This is a genomic window from Brevibacillus parabrevis, assembly GCF_022701015.1.
Classification (GTDB): domain Bacteria; phylum Bacillota; class Bacilli; order Brevibacillales; family Brevibacillaceae; genus Brevibacillus; species Brevibacillus parabrevis.
This window is the reverse complement of the sequence record NZ_CP064090.1, coordinates 1,174,737-1,190,721: the sequence shown is the minus strand read 5'-3', so window position 1 is coordinate 1,190,721 and position 15,985 is coordinate 1,174,737. Positions and strand designations below refer to the sequence as shown.

Below are 15,985 nucleotides of genomic sequence, written 5' to 3'. Positions count from 1 at the left end.
TGTGAAAACGCGACTACAACCATTGCAAGCTCTGTATTTCACGCAATTCCTTTCGGCTTTTGCAGACAACATGATTTTGTTTGTCATCGCCAACTTGTTGCGGGAGAACGGTTTTTCTCCCGCGATGCTCGCACTCGTATCGATTTCCTTTTTTCTGCCTTACGTATTTCTGGCTCCGCTCGTCGGACCTTTTGCCGACAAACATGCCAAATCGTTTGTCCTGGTGATCGGGAACTTGATCAAAGCACTCGGTGTCGTACTCTTGTTTGTGATCGATCATTCGAGCATTTTGCTGTTGATGCTCAGTTACTTTACGGTAGGCGTGGGAGCCGTCGTATACTCGCCTGCCAAGTACGGCATTTTGCCAGAGCTGACGCGCAATGAAAATGAGTTGTTCCAGGCCAATGCGCGCATCGAAGCGTATACGATCGTCGCCATTTTGACCGGAATCGGCGGAGGCGGAGCGATTGCCTCCACGACCGCACCGCTCTTGTCGTCGAGCATCTGTCTCGCTCTCTACTTGCTGTCACTGGGCATGACCTTTTTCATCCCGCGCATCAAAGGAAACAGCCTGATTCGCTACGGTGCGGAAGCTCGCCGCTTTTTCATCGACTTCCAGCACTTGATGAACCGCCCGGAAACGAGCTTTTCTTTGATCGGCACAGGGGCGTTCTGGATGAGTTCCGCTGTCCTGCGGGTAGCTGTACTGGCCTGGATTCCCGTCGCTCTGGGGATCAATCCGCAAAGCTTCTCCGTCTCGCTGATTTTGGCTACGACTTCCATCGGCATCATCATCGGCGCGTTTCTCGCCCCCAAGCTGATTCCGCTGTCCCGCTTCACGCGCTCGGTCGGTTACGGCTTCGGCATGTTTCTCATCATCGTGCTGTTCCCGTGGATTCACGTAATCGGCATTGCCATCTCCCTGCTGCTTTTGGTCGGGTTCATGGGAGGAGTATTCATCATTCCGATGAACACCGTCCTGCAAGAAGAAGGCAAAAAGATGGTCGGCTCCGGGAAAACCATCGCCATTCAAAATTTTATCGAGAATTTCCTGATGGCAGCCGGCTCGGGAATTTACTACCTGATTGTTTACCTCGGCGCTTCCATCTCCGCAGCGATTGTCGGCCAAGGCTTGCTGCTGCTCGTGTTCCTGCTGTACCTGGTGAAGCATCGCAAGCGAATCGTCGGTTAGTCGATTAGTTCCTGAAAAAGCTGCGAAGGGAAGACCGCCTGAACAGCAAAAAGCCGTGACTGTAAGCGTCACGGCTTTTTTGGTGCGGTTCGAGACCAAGCTGCGTTATTTCTTCTGTTGCGTAGTCGTCGCAGGGGCGGCAGGGGTTGCCGGGGTTGCTTGCGCTTCCTTGGCCGCCGCTGCTTTTCTCGCTTCGTTCAGCAGGCGATAAAACTCGCCTTTTGTTTTCACGTTCGCGAATTTCGCTGCGTCGACTTTTGCCTTCGCTGTCAGTTCCGCGATTTCTTCTTTGGTCACCGCATCTTTGATGTTGATCGAAGCGATATTGGTGTATTTGCCGTCTTCTGTTTTCGGAACGCTCAGGACGCCAGCATTGATCAGCTCTACTACGTCTTTGCGCTCAGGAGCAGAGGTGTCGACGCCGATGATCTTCCAGTTGTTTTGCACTTTTGGCTCATATACGCCTTTTTTCACTTCTTGCAAGTACGCGATAGCGCGGTTGCGGATTGTTCCGCCTGTTTCTCCAAAAGCATCATTTGCTTTGGACGTCCACAACTGATCGAACTTGCGTCCTTCCAGCGCGCCGCCTTTTGCTTGCAGGGCTTCCATCCGGTACGCATTCATGCCGAGCTTCAAGCTGTCCTCTGGCTTGATTGGTGTTCCGTCGAGCTTGCGCAAGTTGGTGATGCGGCTGCCGTATGGCTTGGTCAGGTCAATCTCGTATTTCACGCCGCCGAAGAAGTCGTTGGTGCTGTATTTGGAAGCGCGGCGTTTCGGGTCAAAGCTGACAGTTACGTCGCCAGGACGAGTGGAATTGAAGTAGCCTACTGCCCACTCCATGTAATCTTTCAAATCTTTTCCGGTCACTTTGTATACTGTGATTTCGCCGAATGTGTACTGATAGTTGTAGGCGATGTCTTTTTTCTTGATCGGGCCGACATCGAGCTTGGCCTTGTCGTTGTCGATCTGGTGGGCGACGACATCTGCCTTGCTGTAGTAGAGCATCACTTCGTGGAAGAAGTCGGACAGTGGCGTCTCCTGAATTTGCACAGTCGGGATGCCTTCTACCTCGTTTTTCGGCACCAGGTTCATGCCTTTCAGCTCGGCAACAACGATGTTCGCATCTGCGCGGGCAAACTCGTGGAACGGCTTGAGCTTCGTTTCCAGCTCTGGATCGGAAACAGCCGGAGTGCCGTCAGCGCCTTTTACAGGCAAAGCAGTCGCTTCCTTGCTGGTCAGCACAACTTTGCCGTCTTTCTTTTCAAAAGTCAGGTCAATGCGCGACAGGTGCGTACCGTATTTGTCCGGCTCGGAAATCAGCACACCGTTGATTTCTTCTTTTTTCACCAGTTTGTGCATGTGGCCAGCAAAAATGGCGGTCAGCTCCGGTACGGCGTTGGCGATATCGGCTACGCCTGTGCCTGGAATGCCGTTTTCGTTCTCGATGCCCATATGCATGACGCCGATCATGACGTCTACTTTGCCTTGCAGTTCTTTTACGGCTTTCTTCGTTTCTTCTACCGGATTTTTGACCACGAGGCCATCCAGATGGTCGGTGCCTTTTTCAAAATCGGTAATCATTGGCGTGTTCATGCCGATCAGACCGATTTTTACGCCTGCGCGCTCTACGATCGTATAAGCAGGCAAGAAACGCTCGCCATTTTCTTTGTAGATGTTGCCCGCGAGAACTGCCCCTTTATACTGGCCGCTGATCTTGTCCAGCACATCCAGCCCGAAGTTGAACTCGTGGTTGCCAAACGCCCAGGCGTCGTAGTTCATTTCGTTCATGGCGACCATCATCGGCGACTGCGGCTGGTCGTTGAACAGTTCAGCGGAGTTGTCTTGTATCGAATCACCTGCATCGACCAGCACGGTGTTCGGATTTTCTTTGCGAATGTCCTTGATCATGGTGAACAGTTGCGTCAGGCTGCCGTTTGTATTCGGGCCGTCGAGCGCATAATCCCATGGCATGAAGCGGCCGTGGATGTCAGATGTGCCCAACAGTGTGATTTTGGTCGGCGCTTCCGCCGCTTTTGTCGGTGCAGCGATTCCCGCCAAGGCACTGCCCAGCACCATAGTGGTCATCGCTACGCTCATCAAGCTTTTTGCCAGTAAAGCTACCTTCTTTTTCATAGTTTCCCCTCTGTTTCTCTCATTCTGTCAGATCCCTTGCGCTGGTAAAGCTTTTCGCTCCTCCTGTTCTCTATTCTAAGAAAATTTTGGCTTTCTCTCTAACTATAGCAGGCAGTGCCGGCGAATGGGACGATTTTTGCTGATTCTCCCCACAAAAAAGCCGCGACAAAAGAAGTCACGGCTTGACGGCAGCGTAGTTTTGCAAGCACTCAAGGAAGAGCTGCCCGTACTTGTCGAATTTGGATTCGCCCACACCTTTGATCTTGAGCATGGCCTGTTTGTCAGTCGGGCAAAGGCTGCTCATTTCCTTCAAAGTGCTGTCGTGGAAAATGACGTACGGCGGCACGCCTTCTTTTTGCGAGATTTCTTTGCGCAGCGTTCGCAGCTGTTCGAACAGCTCGTCATCTTCCGTGAGGGCAACCGGACGGATCGAGATTTTTTGCACGACGCGCTCTTCGCCCATCAAAACGGGCAATGCCCGCTCTCCCAGCTTGACGATCGGGTATTGGCTCTCTGTCACCTGCAAGTACCCTTCCGCGATCAGCAGCTGGATCAGGTCGGCAATTTCTTTTTCCTTGTACTCCTTCATCAGACCGTACGTGGGAAGCTGATCAAATTGGAGCTGGGTCACCTTTTTGTTTTTCGAGCCTTTGAGCACCTGTGCGACCAGTGCCGCGCCGAAGCGTTCCCGCATGCGCTTCACGCAGGAAAAGATTTTTTGCGCTTCGAGCGTGATGTCGCTCAGCTCTGTCTCATCGGTGCAGTTGTGGCAGCGGCCGCACTCCGGGGCATCGGCTTCCCCGAAATACTGCACGATATACTGCTGCAAACACCTCGGCGTCCGGCAGTAATCGACCATGGCGTAGAGCTTTTTGTACTCGTGATCCTTGCGCTCGTCCGTCAGCTGGTTTTGCTCAATGAAAAACGACTGGGTCTGAATATCCTGCGGCTGGTACAGCAAAATGCACTCGCTCGGCTCGCCGTCACGCCCGGCGCGCCCGGCCTCCTGATAGTACGCCTCCAGGTTTTTCGGCATGTTGTAATGAATGACATAGCGCACGTTGGACTTGTCGATTCCCATTCCGAACGCATTGGTGGCAACCATCGTGCGAACGTCGTCGAACAGGAAAGCTTCCTGATTGGCAGCACGCTCTTCCTCTGACAGTCCGGCGTGGTATTTGGTGACCGGAAAGCCGCGCTTTGCCAGATCGGCATGAAGGGCATCGACGTCTTTTCTCGTCGCAGCGTAAATAATTCCGGCCTGCTGTCTGTTCGCCTTCAAATAAGATTGGATGAACTCGCGGCGATTTTCCCCTTTGCGCACGGACAGGATGAGGTTGTCCCTGCCAAAGCCCGTGATGAAAAGCCGCTCGTCTGCAAGCGACAGCTGGCGCTTGATATCAGCGGTTACTTCCGGTGTCGCTGTCGCAGTCAAGGCAGCGACGATCGGACGCTCTGGCAGCGTGTCCAAAAAACGGGCGATTTCCAGATAGCTTGGGCGGAAATCATGCCCCCACTGGGAGACACAGTGCGCCTCATCGACAGCGATGAAGGAAATCGGCATATTCCGAATCAGTTGTTGAAAAGATTCCGATTCGAGCCGTTCCGGGGCAATGTAGAGCAGCTTGTATTCGCCGCGCGCAGCCATCCGCAGTCGCTCCCGCACCTCGCTGTAATCGAGCGAGCTGTTGATTTGCGTAGCGGCAATCCCCATGCTGACCAGTACGTCAACCTGATCCTTCATCAAGGAAATGAGCGGCGAGATGACGATGGTTACCCCGTCAAAAAGCATCGCCGGAACCTGGTAGCAGATTGATTTTCCCCCGCCCGTCGGCATGATGCCTACCGTGTCGTGTCCTTCCAGGAGGCTTTCGATAATTTTCTTTTGTCCCTCGCGAAATGTTTCGTAGCCAAAGTATTTTTGCAAAACTTCTTGCGCTTTATGCAGCAAAGAGAATCACCTTCTCTTTCGATAGAATAGGTCGTAGCTTTCAACTAATTATTAGTGTAAACATAGGCGTTGGGACAAAACAAGGGGAACTGTCTGCATAAAAAAGAGCACCTCGGCGGGTGCTCATGATACTGATCATCCATTTGCGTTTCATGCACTTTCCCCTGCTCTCCGTTGCCGCACCATATACTCCCATTCGTATTCCTTGAACAAAAGCAAGCTGGTCAAGCTTTGTTGCCTGGTTTCGGTGCGAAAAGACAGCTGTTCGTACAATTGCTTGGCACGCTGGTTTTTCCCGGAGACATGCAAACTGAGCTGATCCAGTTGCGGGCGGTCTTGCCATTCATTCAACGCCCATTGCATCAAAAGTTTGCCGACTCCCTTCCCCTGATGCAGCGGGTGGACAGCCACATCGGCAATATAGCACTCGCCCACTTTCAACTGATGGGTGAGACAGTACAGGCCGATAGTCAGCTTCAATAGCTGCCATTTGCCGAATGTTTTGAACTCATCCCACGGAGGAAACAGATTTTCTTGCTTCGCTTCCTCGGCGGTCTTCCATTTGAGCGAGAGCGTCCCGACAACCTCTCCGTTTTGAACGGCAACGGCTCGCTGACTTGCCGGTTCATCGGGAAAATGATGGAGCAAAATTTCAAAGCACCGCGCCAACTCACTGTCGCTCATTTTGGTTAATGGCTGAAACTTGTTGCGAAAGCTCTCAACAAGCAGACGGCTGACTGGTTGATTGTACTTCGCCTGCATCGGTTCCAGCGTGATCGGTGAGACATTCATGATGCCTGCACCTCCTTTTTACAAGTCAGCAGCGTCCAGCAGTACCCGCAGCTCGTAATGCAAGTGCTGGCCGCTGAACAAAGACAAATACGATTTTTCAATCAGCACAAGCGGTCCGGTCGCGACGAGAGATTGAGCCGCCAGATACTCGTAAAAGCGCTCGATCAACTGGTCGGTTGCCGCATCGCCATTCGCCAGCCCTTGAAAAGACAGGTATGAGCCGCCAGGCAACGTAATGTTTCCAGACTCCGGCGCTTCCAGACACAAGGACACCGTTCCCGAACCGTCGTACAAATAGTGGACGTCTGTCTCGAACAGGTCTGGCACCAGCCTGGCCTGTTCAGCAAGTTGTCTCGCCTGAATGTGTGTCTGTTCGTCCATTTCCAGCCAGCGCATGAGACGGACAGGTTCGTACCGCTTTATTTGAAAGGAATCGGGCCGACTCGCAAAATCATGCTGCTCTCGCAATACTTTTTGAATGAATGCTTGCAGTTCCAAAAGCTTGCGAATTTGCGCGTTCGTTTCCAGCAACGACTGGCGGAGCAATTGCTGATATTGATCTGCGGTGAAAGCTGTCAGGCAATCCTTGATGGCAGATACGGATACCCCCAGTCTGCGCAACAACAAGATGTGAGACAGCTCGTAAATCTGCTCGATGCTGTACATTCTGTACTGGTTGTCATCGATATAGGCAGGCTGGAAAATGCCTTTCTCTTCAAAGTAGCGAATTTGATGCACAGACACATTCATAATGCGCGCCAGCTCGCTGATTGTGATTTCATTTTTCATGCAACACCACTCCCGGCCAGGATTACCTTAACCTTACACCTTAGGTCAGACCTAAGGTCAACGGCTTTTTGCCTGATCGGTTAATTTCTTGTGGAATGAACAGCCACGGAGCTTCTCCTGTTTTGGACACGCGGAAAAAAGGCCAGCCGCACCAGCCTGTACATGACATAACCCAAAAACCCTCCTGACGTGTTCAGCAAAAGGTCGTCGACGTCAAATGTCCCGCAACTCATGACCAGCTGAGTTGTCTCCAGCAGCAGGCTCAGCAAGAACGAGAGCCACACGACTTTTCCCATTCCGCTCGCCTTTTTGGCAAACAAAAGCGGCAGTAAAAAACCGAACGGCATAAAAGCCACTATGTTTCCAGCAAAGTTCACCAGACTGTGCCCGCTGCGATGTTGCTGAATCGCGTGCAAATAGCTTTGGATTTCATGAAAAGGCACCAAATTGGCTCGCGTGTGAAAACGCTCCAAAATGGCTCCGGGGTCGCTACGCACAATCTCCCATTGCGCTGTCAGCAGCTCTCTGTCCAAGCTGCCGAATTTAAACAGCAATATTTTGACCACCAAAAACAAATACAGGGCGAACACGATATAGCCAACGATGGTCACCAGTCCCAGCGGGTTACCCTTTTTTTCGGTCTGACTCAAGGTCGAATCCCCTCTCCAACAACTTCTTCGTCTCCGTAAAACGAATCGCCTCATTTTCTGCGCCCATCACCACGGAGATCAAGCGTTTATCGCCTTGTTTGGCGGTTCCGGTGAAACAGTAGCCTGCCTGATCGGTGAAGCCCGTTTTCAGCCCGTCCAGTCCGAGCACGCTCATCGAATGGTCGTCTGCTTGCACCATCAGGTTGGTGTTTTTCACTCTTTCTCCTGTTGTAAGCCGCACAGACGGCTGCGCGGTCAAATCCACAATCTCGGGAAAATCCCGGATCAAATAGTAAGCGAGCATTCCCACGTCTCTCGCTGTCATTTCGTTTTGTCCATAATCATAATCCAGTCCGGTCGCATTCACAAATGACGAGGCTGTCAAACCAAGCTCCGCCGCTTTCAAATTCATCTGCTCGGCAAAGGCCGGGGTGCTGCCTGCCAAATATTCGCCAATCGCCACTGCCGCATTGTTCGCTGAGCCGACTGCCATGGCTTCGTACAAGTCTTTCAACGGATAGCTGCGCCCCGGCTCAAGACTGACTCTCGCTCCCTCGGCGCTGGCAGCATTGACGGAAACAGGCACCTCGTCTTCCCACGTTACCCGCTGTTCCCGGATCGCTGCGAGCAGCAGGTACTCGGTCATCATTTTGGACATACTCGCCACCGGATATGCTGTATCGGCGTCTTGCGCATACAGGACTTCGCCTGTCTGACTATCAATCAGGATGGCTGCCCGCGCATCTACATTGGCGTCCAGCACCCGCAAATTCCCCAAGACTTGATTAAGCCGCAGGTCAGCCTCTGCGGAAATCGTATCGCGAAAAAACGCAATTCCGACCACCAGAGCCACCAACAACAGCAGCAAATTGCCTCTCCTCATAAAAAAAGCCCTCCTTGCCCACATGACACGTTCTGCATCCATGCTGATAAGGATAGGCTTTCAGATTAAAAAAAATCGCAACCAATGGTAAAGAAAGAGTAAAGGATTTATAACGTTCCGCTTATAGTGCGGGGAAGCCATACGGTGAACGTCGTCCACTCCGGCGTGCTCTCCACAGAAATCGTGCCCTGGTGCAAGTCGATAATGCTTTTGGCGATGGCGAGTCCAAGACCTGATCCGCCTGTTTCTTTGGAGCGCGAGCCTTCCACGCGAAAAAACCGTTCAAACAAGCTCGGCAAATACTCAGCCGGGATGGGCGCCCCGTTGTTGGCAACGGTAATAGCCACTCCCCGCCCCTCAACAAATACGCGCACGAGAATGTCCGTACCGTCACGCCCGTATTTTACCGCGTTGGAAATGAGATTTTCCAACACGCGCACGAGCTTGTCGGTGTCTCCGGTCATTTCGATTTTTTGATCCGGCGTATCGACGTGCAGAGACAGCCCCGCTTCCTGCGCGTCGATGCGAAAACCGACCGATACTTGCTCGACCAGCTCGACCAGATCAAATTGCGTGTGGCTCACATGCGCTCCTCTGTTTCGCACCTTGGTATATTCAAACAGATCGTTGACCAGCACGTTCATCTGTTTGGCCTTTTCATAAGCGATATGGGTGTACTGCTTGATCTGCTGTTCGTCCGTGTACTTGTTCTGCTCGATCAGCCCCAAATATCCAATAATCGAAGTCAACGGAGTGCGCAGGTCGTGGGAAACGTTGGTCACCAGATCATCTTTGGACTGCTCCAGCCGCCGCTCCTCCTCCATCGCATCGCGCGTGCTTTTCACCAGCGCATGAATGCTGTCCACGACATTCCCCAAATTGCCTTCGGGGCGTATGGAAATAACGTGCTCATAGTTTCCTTTGGCAATGTAGTGCAGCTCGGAAATAATTTGCTCCATCTGCTTTTGCTCGACGTATTTGCGAATACGGACGATCGTCCAGGCGGCAAACAAGCCTGTCGCCAAGAGAATGATCGGGATTTTGAAAGAATCTGTCCCGAATGTGCGTCTCAGCATCCAAACGTACTCTTTGATCTGGGGAATGCTGTACAAATATTTGTTGGCGAAATAAGCGGCTGTCTGGAACAGGGCGTAAAAAATCAGCAAGCTGAGCAACAGATCGACGAGAATGCGAAAAAAATACTTGGTACTAAGCTTCAATTTTATAGCCCACCCCCCAGACCGTTTGGATCACCTTCTCGCCCTTCGTCGCTTTCTCCAGCTTCTCCCGCAAGTTGCTGATGTGCACCATGACGGTTTTGTAGGACACGTAGTTCTCCATTTTCCAGCAGCGGTCGAAAATTTCTTCGGAAGAAAATACCCGGTTGGGGTGGCTCGCCAGCAAAAACAGCACGGAAAATTCGAGCGCCGTCAGCTTGATCGGGATGCCGTCCTTCGTCTGGACGACATGGCTTTGCTTGTCGATAATAAGCGGTCCCGCCTCGATCACATGGTCTTGTTTTTGCTGCTGCACGTAGTTCGCCCGCCGCAGGAGCGACTTCACCCGCGCAATGACCTCCAGCGGATTGAACGGCTTGACGACATAGTCGTCGGCTCCCGTCATCAGTCCCATGATTTTATCCATGTCGTTCGTCTTGGCGCTGGCCATCAAGATCGGGATGGTGGAATTTTTGCGTATGCGTTTTGTCACTTCCAGCCCATCGATATTGGGCATCATCACGTCCAAAATGACGAGATCCGTGCTTTTTTGCGCCAGCTTTTCCAGCGCCTGCAAGCCGTCGTAGGCTTTTTCGATTTCGTAGCCTTCGTTGCCCAAATAAATCGCCAGCAAGTCCACAATTTCCTTGTCGTCATCTACGATCAAAATTCTCATTGTCCGCACCTCCGCACGAATCCGAGTCGTTATTGACCACTATAGCAAAAATGTTTAAAGAAAAGCTAAAGCTGCGTCAGGCAGCCCAAATGCTCGGCAAAAATCGCAAGTCCTGGAGCGAGTTCGCCCGCTTCTACACGCCTTCCCAAACAAAAAAGCCGACGGCACTCGCGCCATCGGCTGCATCAGTCGACTCACACACTGGCGTGCGCAAGCTTCCGACTGCTTTCTATTCTTTTGGATGAATCATTTGCTCAGGACGCACTACCGCGTCGAATTGCTCCTCTGTCAAAAGGTTGCTCTTGATCGCCGCTTCCTTGAGCGTAATGCCTTCCTTGTGCGCCAGTTTCGCTACCGCTGCCGCATTTTCATAGCCGATATGCGGGTTGAGCGCCGTTACCAGCATCAGCGAGTTGTTCAGGTTCTCCTTGATAACAGCAAGGTTCGGCTCAATGCCTACCGCGCAATGGTCGTTGAACGACTTGATCGAGTCTGCAAGCAGACGTGCGGATTGCAGGAAATTGTAGATGATAACCGGCTTGAACACGTTCAGCTCGAAGTTGCCTTGACTAGCGGCAAAACCGATAGCGGCATCGTTGCCCATGACTTGGCAAGCTACCATCGTGATCGCTTCGCTTTGCGTCGGGTTCACTTTTCCTGGCATGATGGAGCTGCCTGGCTCATTGGCAGGGATCACGATTTCACCGATGCCGCAGCGCGGGCCGCTCGCCAGCCATCTGACGTCATTGGCGATCTTCATCAAGTCGGCTGCCAGTGCCTTCAACGCGCCATGTACGTGCACCAGCTCATCGTGGCTGGTCAGCGCGTGGAATTTATTTTCCGCCGTGACAAACTTTTTGCTGGTCGCTTCACTGATTTCCGCAGCGACCATCTCACCGAAGCGCGGATGTGCGTTGATGCCTGTTCCAACCGCGGTACCGCCAATCGCCAGTTCGCGCAAATACTCGTTGCTTTCCTTGATCATTTTCTCCGTTTTTTCCAGCATGCGCACCCAGCCGCTGATTTCCTGACCGAGTGTCAGCGGGGTAGCATCCTGCAAGTGAGTCCGGCCGATTTTGATGATGTCTATGTATGCTTCGCTCTTTTCTTTCAGAGTCTGTTTCAGCAGGGCGAGTGCAGGCAAAACTTGATCCTCGACTGCGACCAGTCCAGCCATGTGCATGGCAGTCGGGAACGTATCGTTGGAGCTTTGCGATTTGTTCACATCGTCGTTGGCGTGAATGCGCGCGCTGCTGCCTTTTGCCTCCAGCAGTTGATTGGCGCGGTGCGCGATGACTTCGTTGACGTTCATGTTGGACTGGGTGCCGCTTCCCGTTTGCCAGACAACCAACGGGAAATGCTCGTTCCATTTTCCTGCGATGACTTCGTCTGCTGCTGCCACGATCGCTTCAGCCTTTTCCGCATCCAGCTTGCCCAGCTTTTGGTTAGCCAAAGCTGCGCTTCTTTTCAGAATGGCAAACATGCGGACAACTTCCAGCGGCATTTTTTCTTCACCGATCTCGAAGTTCTGGAAGCTGCGCTGCGTTTGCGCCCCCCACAGCTTGTCGGCAGGCACTTTCATTTCACCCAACGTGTCTTTTTCAATACGAAATTCCATCTCGCATCCTCCTCTATGAATGATTGCCTCTTTTATCATGTCCACTTCTTCCCTTTTGGAATAAAGGCAGACGTATTCAATTAAAATGATAATGATTTTCATTCTTGTTATCAAGAGGAGAAGTGTATATAAAAAACCGCAGCGCCTCTTGTGTGGCAAACTGCGGTTCTTGTCCAAGTGCTTATCTGCTTTCTACCTCGACGGACATCACGTGATCCACAGCTTTCAGCAAGCTGTAAATATCAGTCGTATATGTATTCTCCGAAGCGGTAATCATCATCTCCAGCTTTTGCAGTCCATTCTCCAGGTCCTTGACCTTGACCCGCTTCACCTGCAGGTCGATGTGCTTAATCTGCTTGAAAATGCCATCCAGATCGCCGCCGCTCTCGACCACGATCTTGATCGACAAATCTCGTTGCCGCAAAGATTCGGGTCCGACCCATTTGAGGATGAGCGGAAACAGGTTGATCGCCAAAATGATCAGGACTGTCGCGGTCACAGCCTCAAAGTAAAAGCCTGCTCCCACCGCAATACCCAGCCCGGAAGCCGCCCAGACCATGGAAGCTGTCGTCAGCCCGGAAATCACATCGTTGCTTCTGCGCAAAATGACGCCGGCGCCGAGAAAACCGACCCCGCTGACAATTTGTGCAGCAAGTCGCAACGGGTCCATATTGGTGTGCCCAGGCAAGGAGAACCGATGGACAGACTCAATCGAAACAATCGTAATCAAGCAGCTCGCCACCGATATGACCATGCTTGTCTTCACGCCAAGCGGCTTGTGCTTCAACTGTCTGTCCATCCCGATCAGCAAGCCCAGAAACATCGCAATCCCCAGCTTCATCAAAAAATCATAAGCCATTCGTTTCTCCTCCCCTCTCGTTTAATGTCAGCTTTTCTTCCATCACTCTATTAGAAAGTATATACGCTCTCCCTGAAAAATAGGAGAGAAATTTTTCATCTGCTGCTCCTATTGTAATCCGGCCCCTCTGTCTTCATGCAAAAAGCGGAAAACCCCCTCGCCAGGGATTTTCCGCTTCGCTTTTGCTTTATGAATGACTGCGAATCATGCGTTTTTGTAACGACAGCAGACGTCCAAAAAGGAAGATGGCTCCGGCAGCCAATCCCGTGATCAGACCAATCCAGTAGCCAAATGCGGCAAGCGAAGTGAACTTCGCCAGGATATATCCCAAAGGCAAGCCAATCACCCAGTAGGATACCAGCGCTACGATAAAGGGAACGGTCACATCCTTGTACCCGCGCAGCACCCCTTGGATCGGGGCAGCGACAGCATCAGAGATCAGGAAAAGGATCGAGTACATCAAGAAATGCTGGGCAAGCTCCAACACCTCTATGTCCGTCGTGTAGAAACCGGCTACTTGCTTGCTAAACATCAGCAAGCTGACCCCAAACATCAGGGCGATGCCAAGCGCAATCCCTATGCCCAAATAACTGTACTGCTTCGCGTCCTGAAACCTTTTGGCTCCGACCTCAAAGCCGACGACGATCGTCAACGCCATGGATATGCTCAGTGGCACCATGTACAGGAATGACGCGAAGTTCATCGCTGCCTGATGCGCCGCAATCGTAATCGTGCTGTATTCACTCATGAACAACGTGACGGCAGCAAAAATGCTGACCTCGCAGAAGATGGAAAATCCGATAGGCAGCCCGAGCTTCAGCAGCTCTTTCCATGCCTTCATGGAGATGCGATAAAATGTAGAGAACATGCCAAATTCGACAAAAGGGTGGACGCGATTCACGACGACCAGACTAATGAGCAGGATACACCAATACGTAATGGCAGAAGCGTACCCGGCACCGATTCCCCCCAGTCGAGGCAAGCCAAAATGACCAAAAATAAATGCGTAGTTCAATAGCACGTTAATGGGTAAAGATAGCAAGGTAATGAACATCGTTACCCGTGTCTGTCCCAATGCGTCGATAAAGCAACGGAGTACAGTATAGAGGAACATCGGAATAATTCCGAGGCCAATTGCATGCAGGAAGCCACGCGCAATCGTGCTTACCTCCGGCTCCAGTTGCATCCAGTTCAGGATCGGATCAAGCAGCAAACCGCCGACGATCATGACGCCAATAGCAATCGCCACACTCAAATACAAGGCTTGCATCACGGTATAAGGCACCTGATCTCGTTTCCCTGCCCCAACCATCTGTGCAACCATTGGCATGACTGCCATCAAAATCCCGGTCAAGCCTGCTTGAACAGGTGTCCACAGACTCGCCCCAATCGCTACACCCGCCAAATCTGTCGGACTCGCATGCCCTGACATAATCGTATCGGCGAACGTCATGGAAAACAGCGCCAGTTGCGATATCAAGATAGGAAGCAATACAGTCAAAAACTGTCGCCATTTTTCTTTTAGCGAATAGGTTTCATTCATTTTTTCGTTTCCTTCTAACCTTATAAGATGGGAAAACAATCATGCACCGATGTAACAGAAGAACTGTTTATCTCTTAAATTATAAGTATAACAAAACAAGCAGGAATCGGCAAAATAATGGCAGTACATAAAAAACAAAGCCCAGGCTGTTCACCCGGGCTTTGCAACATTATTCAGCGAGATCCCATACAGCGGATTTTCCTGGCTCCTCGCCTTTTGTCCACCATTTTGCCTTGTAAACCTGGTCTTCGTAGCTCACTTTTGTCCCGCCCTCATAGGCTTTGCCTGCATCCCATGACAGTACGGCATCGCTTACCAGCTTCCATGCATCGGAACGATCCGGCCGCTCGCCTGTTACCCACCATTTCGCTACGTATTCCAATCCGTTGTAGATGACACGATCACCCTGTACATAGACAGCAGAGGAATCCCACGCAGCAATTTCACCCGGTACTTCCGGACTCTTCTTCTTCGTACTGACGGCAAATGGTGCGCTCGCTTCGGAAACATTTCCTGCCGCATCCACGGCTTTGATCTTATACGTATACGACGTTCCCGGGGTTAATTGTTTATCGACAAAGGAGGGCTGGTCAACTGTCCCTACTTGTGTGCCATCACGGTAAACCTTATATTTCACGACTCCAACATTGTCCCGGGAAGGGCTCCACATCAGATCAATCACCGTCTCTGTCTGGTGATGAGACATGATACCTGTTGGTGCGGTCGGTGCTTCCGTATCCACGATATCTTCCGCTTTTGTGCGAACAGTCAGTGCCTTGCTTGGCTTGGACTCTTTTCCTCTGGTATCCACTGCCACGACGGTGTAGGTGTAAGCGGTAGCAGGCGTCAAGCCTTTGTCCGTGTATGCCGTTTCCTTGGTGGATGCGATTTTTTGTCCATCGCGATACACATCGTACTGCTTGATTCCATTAGAGGCTACAGAATTGCTCCAGCTAAGCTCAATGCTTGTAGCTGTCTGCGATACGGAAGTCACATTGCCCGGAACAGTTGGCTGTTGCTCGCCACCCGTTCCATCGTTAATCAGATTCACGTCAATCGCCTGATAAAACGCCATGCCCGTATCGGCAATCTCCCAAACACCCAAAATAATGTGGTAGCCGCTGCGATCTGTCGGTACATTGCACGAATGCGTTACCGTGAATGGCGGCCTTTTCCCTCCGTCCTGGAACGAGCAGAACAGCTCCAGATCCGCTCTGGCAAGCGGCTTGTCAGGATTCCAATCTTTTTTCGTGATGTAATATTTCCACTCCGCCGTGCTATGCGGGGCTGTCAGCTTCCAAGTAAATGTATTTTGTCCACCCTGCAAGGTAACCTTGCTCCAACGATCTGCTGTTTGTGCGTAAAGCTCAGGATAGCGGCCTGCACCAGTAAATTCACCATCGGCAGGACCGGATTGCGGGAACGAGCCGATGCCCTCCACGCTTTGCGGTTCGTACTGGATTTGACCGCAGCCTTTGTTTTGCCCTGTCTTGCACAAGTAAGAGCGACTCGCTGGCGATTCGATGTACCCGTGAGCCGAAGCTTTTTCAGCAAACACGAGAGTAGCTGCGCCCGCCACCAGCATCATTGCCAGCATGAACAGAAGCGCCAGCCCTTTCCTGCACAGATTGTTTCTCAACCCTACGTTATCCATGTATTATCTCCTCTTTTCTGGATTAGGA

Annotated in this window: 13 protein-coding genes; 1 reads left to right on the top strand and 12 read right to left on the bottom strand. The window is 51.7% G+C overall.

Features of this window, described 5'->3' with window-relative positions; translation table 11 throughout:
• Position 1 precedes the first annotated feature (1 nt).
• Positions 2-1,192 (top strand): lysophospholipid transporter LplT, encoded by a 1,191-nt coding sequence (gene lplT / locus IRJ17_RS05750; protein WP_122962447.1) that lies wholly within the window; start codon positions 2-4, stop codon positions 1,190-1,192.
• Between the two features lie 105 nt (positions 1,193-1,297).
• Here the strand turns inward: lplT and IRJ17_RS05745 are convergent, their stop codons facing one another.
• From IRJ17_RS05745 to IRJ17_RS05690, 12 genes are all read right to left on the bottom strand, one after another.
• On the bottom strand, positions 1,298-3,268 hold the full coding sequence (locus IRJ17_RS05745) for a bifunctional metallophosphatase/5'-nucleotidase (RefSeq protein WP_409362251.1): 1,971 nt from the start codon (positions 3,266-3,268) through the stop codon (positions 1,298-1,300).
• A gap of 232 nt (positions 3,269-3,500) precedes the next feature.
• Positions 3,501-5,276: a DNA helicase RecQ gene (recQ, locus tag IRJ17_RS05740; protein ID WP_122962445.1), complete on the bottom strand. Its 1,776-nt coding sequence runs from the start codon at positions 5,274-5,276 to the stop codon at positions 3,501-3,503.
• 150 nt (positions 5,277-5,426) lie between these two features.
• The gene (locus IRJ17_RS05735; protein ID WP_242773653.1) at positions 5,427-6,068 is read right to left on the bottom strand and encodes a GNAT family N-acetyltransferase; all 642 of its coding nucleotides are present in this window, start codon (positions 6,066-6,068) and stop codon (positions 5,427-5,429) included.
• Between the two features lie 18 nt (positions 6,069-6,086).
• The gene (locus IRJ17_RS05730) at positions 6,087-6,857 is read right to left on the bottom strand and encodes a MerR family transcriptional regulator (protein ID WP_242773650.1); all 771 of its coding nucleotides are present in this window, start codon (positions 6,855-6,857) and stop codon (positions 6,087-6,089) included.
• A gap of 80 nt (positions 6,858-6,937) precedes the next feature.
• A complete protein-coding gene (locus IRJ17_RS05725; RefSeq protein ID WP_242773647.1) occupies positions 6,938-7,507 on the bottom strand; it encodes a VanZ family protein in 570 nt (189 codons plus the stop codon).
• Positions 7,482-8,390 carry a D-alanyl-D-alanine carboxypeptidase family protein gene (locus IRJ17_RS05720; RefSeq protein WP_173599556.1) on the bottom strand — a complete coding sequence of 303 codons (909 nt, stop codon included), beginning with the start codon at positions 8,388-8,390 and terminating at the stop codon, positions 7,482-7,484. The genes IRJ17_RS05725 and IRJ17_RS05720 overlap by 26 nt, the downstream gene beginning before the upstream one ends.
• A 107-nt stretch (positions 8,391-8,497) precedes the next feature.
• Positions 8,498-9,610 (bottom strand): sensor histidine kinase, encoded by a 1,113-nt coding sequence (locus IRJ17_RS05715; RefSeq protein WP_242773644.1) that lies wholly within the window; start codon positions 9,608-9,610, stop codon positions 8,498-8,500.
• A complete protein-coding gene (locus IRJ17_RS05710) occupies positions 9,600-10,292 on the bottom strand; it encodes a response regulator transcription factor (protein ID WP_423751956.1) in 693 nt (230 codons plus the stop codon). The genes IRJ17_RS05715 and IRJ17_RS05710 overlap by 11 nt, the downstream gene beginning before the upstream one ends.
• Before the next feature lie 220 nt (positions 10,293-10,512).
• Positions 10,513-11,901 (bottom strand): class II fumarate hydratase, encoded by a 1,389-nt coding sequence (fumC, locus tag IRJ17_RS05705; protein ID WP_173596288.1) that lies wholly within the window; start codon positions 11,899-11,901, stop codon positions 10,513-10,515.
• Positions 11,902-12,082: 181 nt separating this feature from the next.
• The gene (locus IRJ17_RS05700) at positions 12,083-12,760 is read right to left on the bottom strand and encodes an MgtC/SapB family protein (protein ID WP_063228806.1); all 678 of its coding nucleotides are present in this window, start codon (positions 12,758-12,760) and stop codon (positions 12,083-12,085) included.
• A 187-nt stretch (positions 12,761-12,947) separates the two neighbouring features.
• Positions 12,948-14,303, bottom strand: a complete 1,356-nt coding sequence (locus IRJ17_RS05695) for an MATE family efflux transporter (RefSeq protein ID WP_173599557.1) — start codon at positions 14,301-14,303, stop codon at positions 12,948-12,950.
• A 169-nt stretch (positions 14,304-14,472) separates the two neighbouring features.
• The gene (locus IRJ17_RS05690) at positions 14,473-15,957 is read right to left on the bottom strand and encodes a lytic polysaccharide monooxygenase (RefSeq protein ID WP_242773640.1); all 1,485 of its coding nucleotides are present in this window, start codon (positions 15,955-15,957) and stop codon (positions 14,473-14,475) included.
• Positions 15,958-15,985 lie beyond the last annotated feature (28 nt).

Excerpts from the sequence above, each read along its gene's own strand:
- IRJ17_RS05745 (WP_409362251.1), bottom strand. The coding sequence starts at position 3,268 with ATGGTGCTGGGCAGTGCCTTGGCGGGAATCGCTGCACCGACAAAAGCG.
- IRJ17_RS05735 (WP_242773653.1), bottom strand. The coding sequence starts at position 6,068 with ATGAATGTCTCACCGATCACGCTGGAACCGATGCAGGCGAAGTACAAT.
- IRJ17_RS05730 (WP_242773650.1), bottom strand. The coding sequence starts at position 6,857 with ATGAAAAATGAAATCACAATCAGCGAGCTGGCGCGCATTATGAATGTG.
- IRJ17_RS05720 (WP_173599556.1), bottom strand. The coding sequence starts at position 8,390 with ATGAGGAGAGGCAATTTGCTGCTGTTGTTGGTGGCTCTGGTGGTCGGA.
- fumC (WP_173596288.1), bottom strand. The coding sequence starts at position 11,901 with ATGGAATTTCGTATTGAAAAAGACACGTTGGGTGAAATGAAAGTGCCT.
- IRJ17_RS05700 (WP_063228806.1), bottom strand. The coding sequence starts at position 12,760 with ATGGCTTATGATTTTTTGATGAAGCTGGGGATTGCGATGTTTCTGGGC.
- IRJ17_RS05695 (WP_173599557.1), bottom strand. The coding sequence starts at position 14,303 with ATGAATGAAACCTATTCGCTAAAAGAAAAATGGCGACAGTTTTTGACT.
- IRJ17_RS05690 (WP_242773640.1), bottom strand. The coding sequence starts at position 15,957 with ATGGATAACGTAGGGTTGAGAAACAATCTGTGCAGGAAAGGGCTGGCG.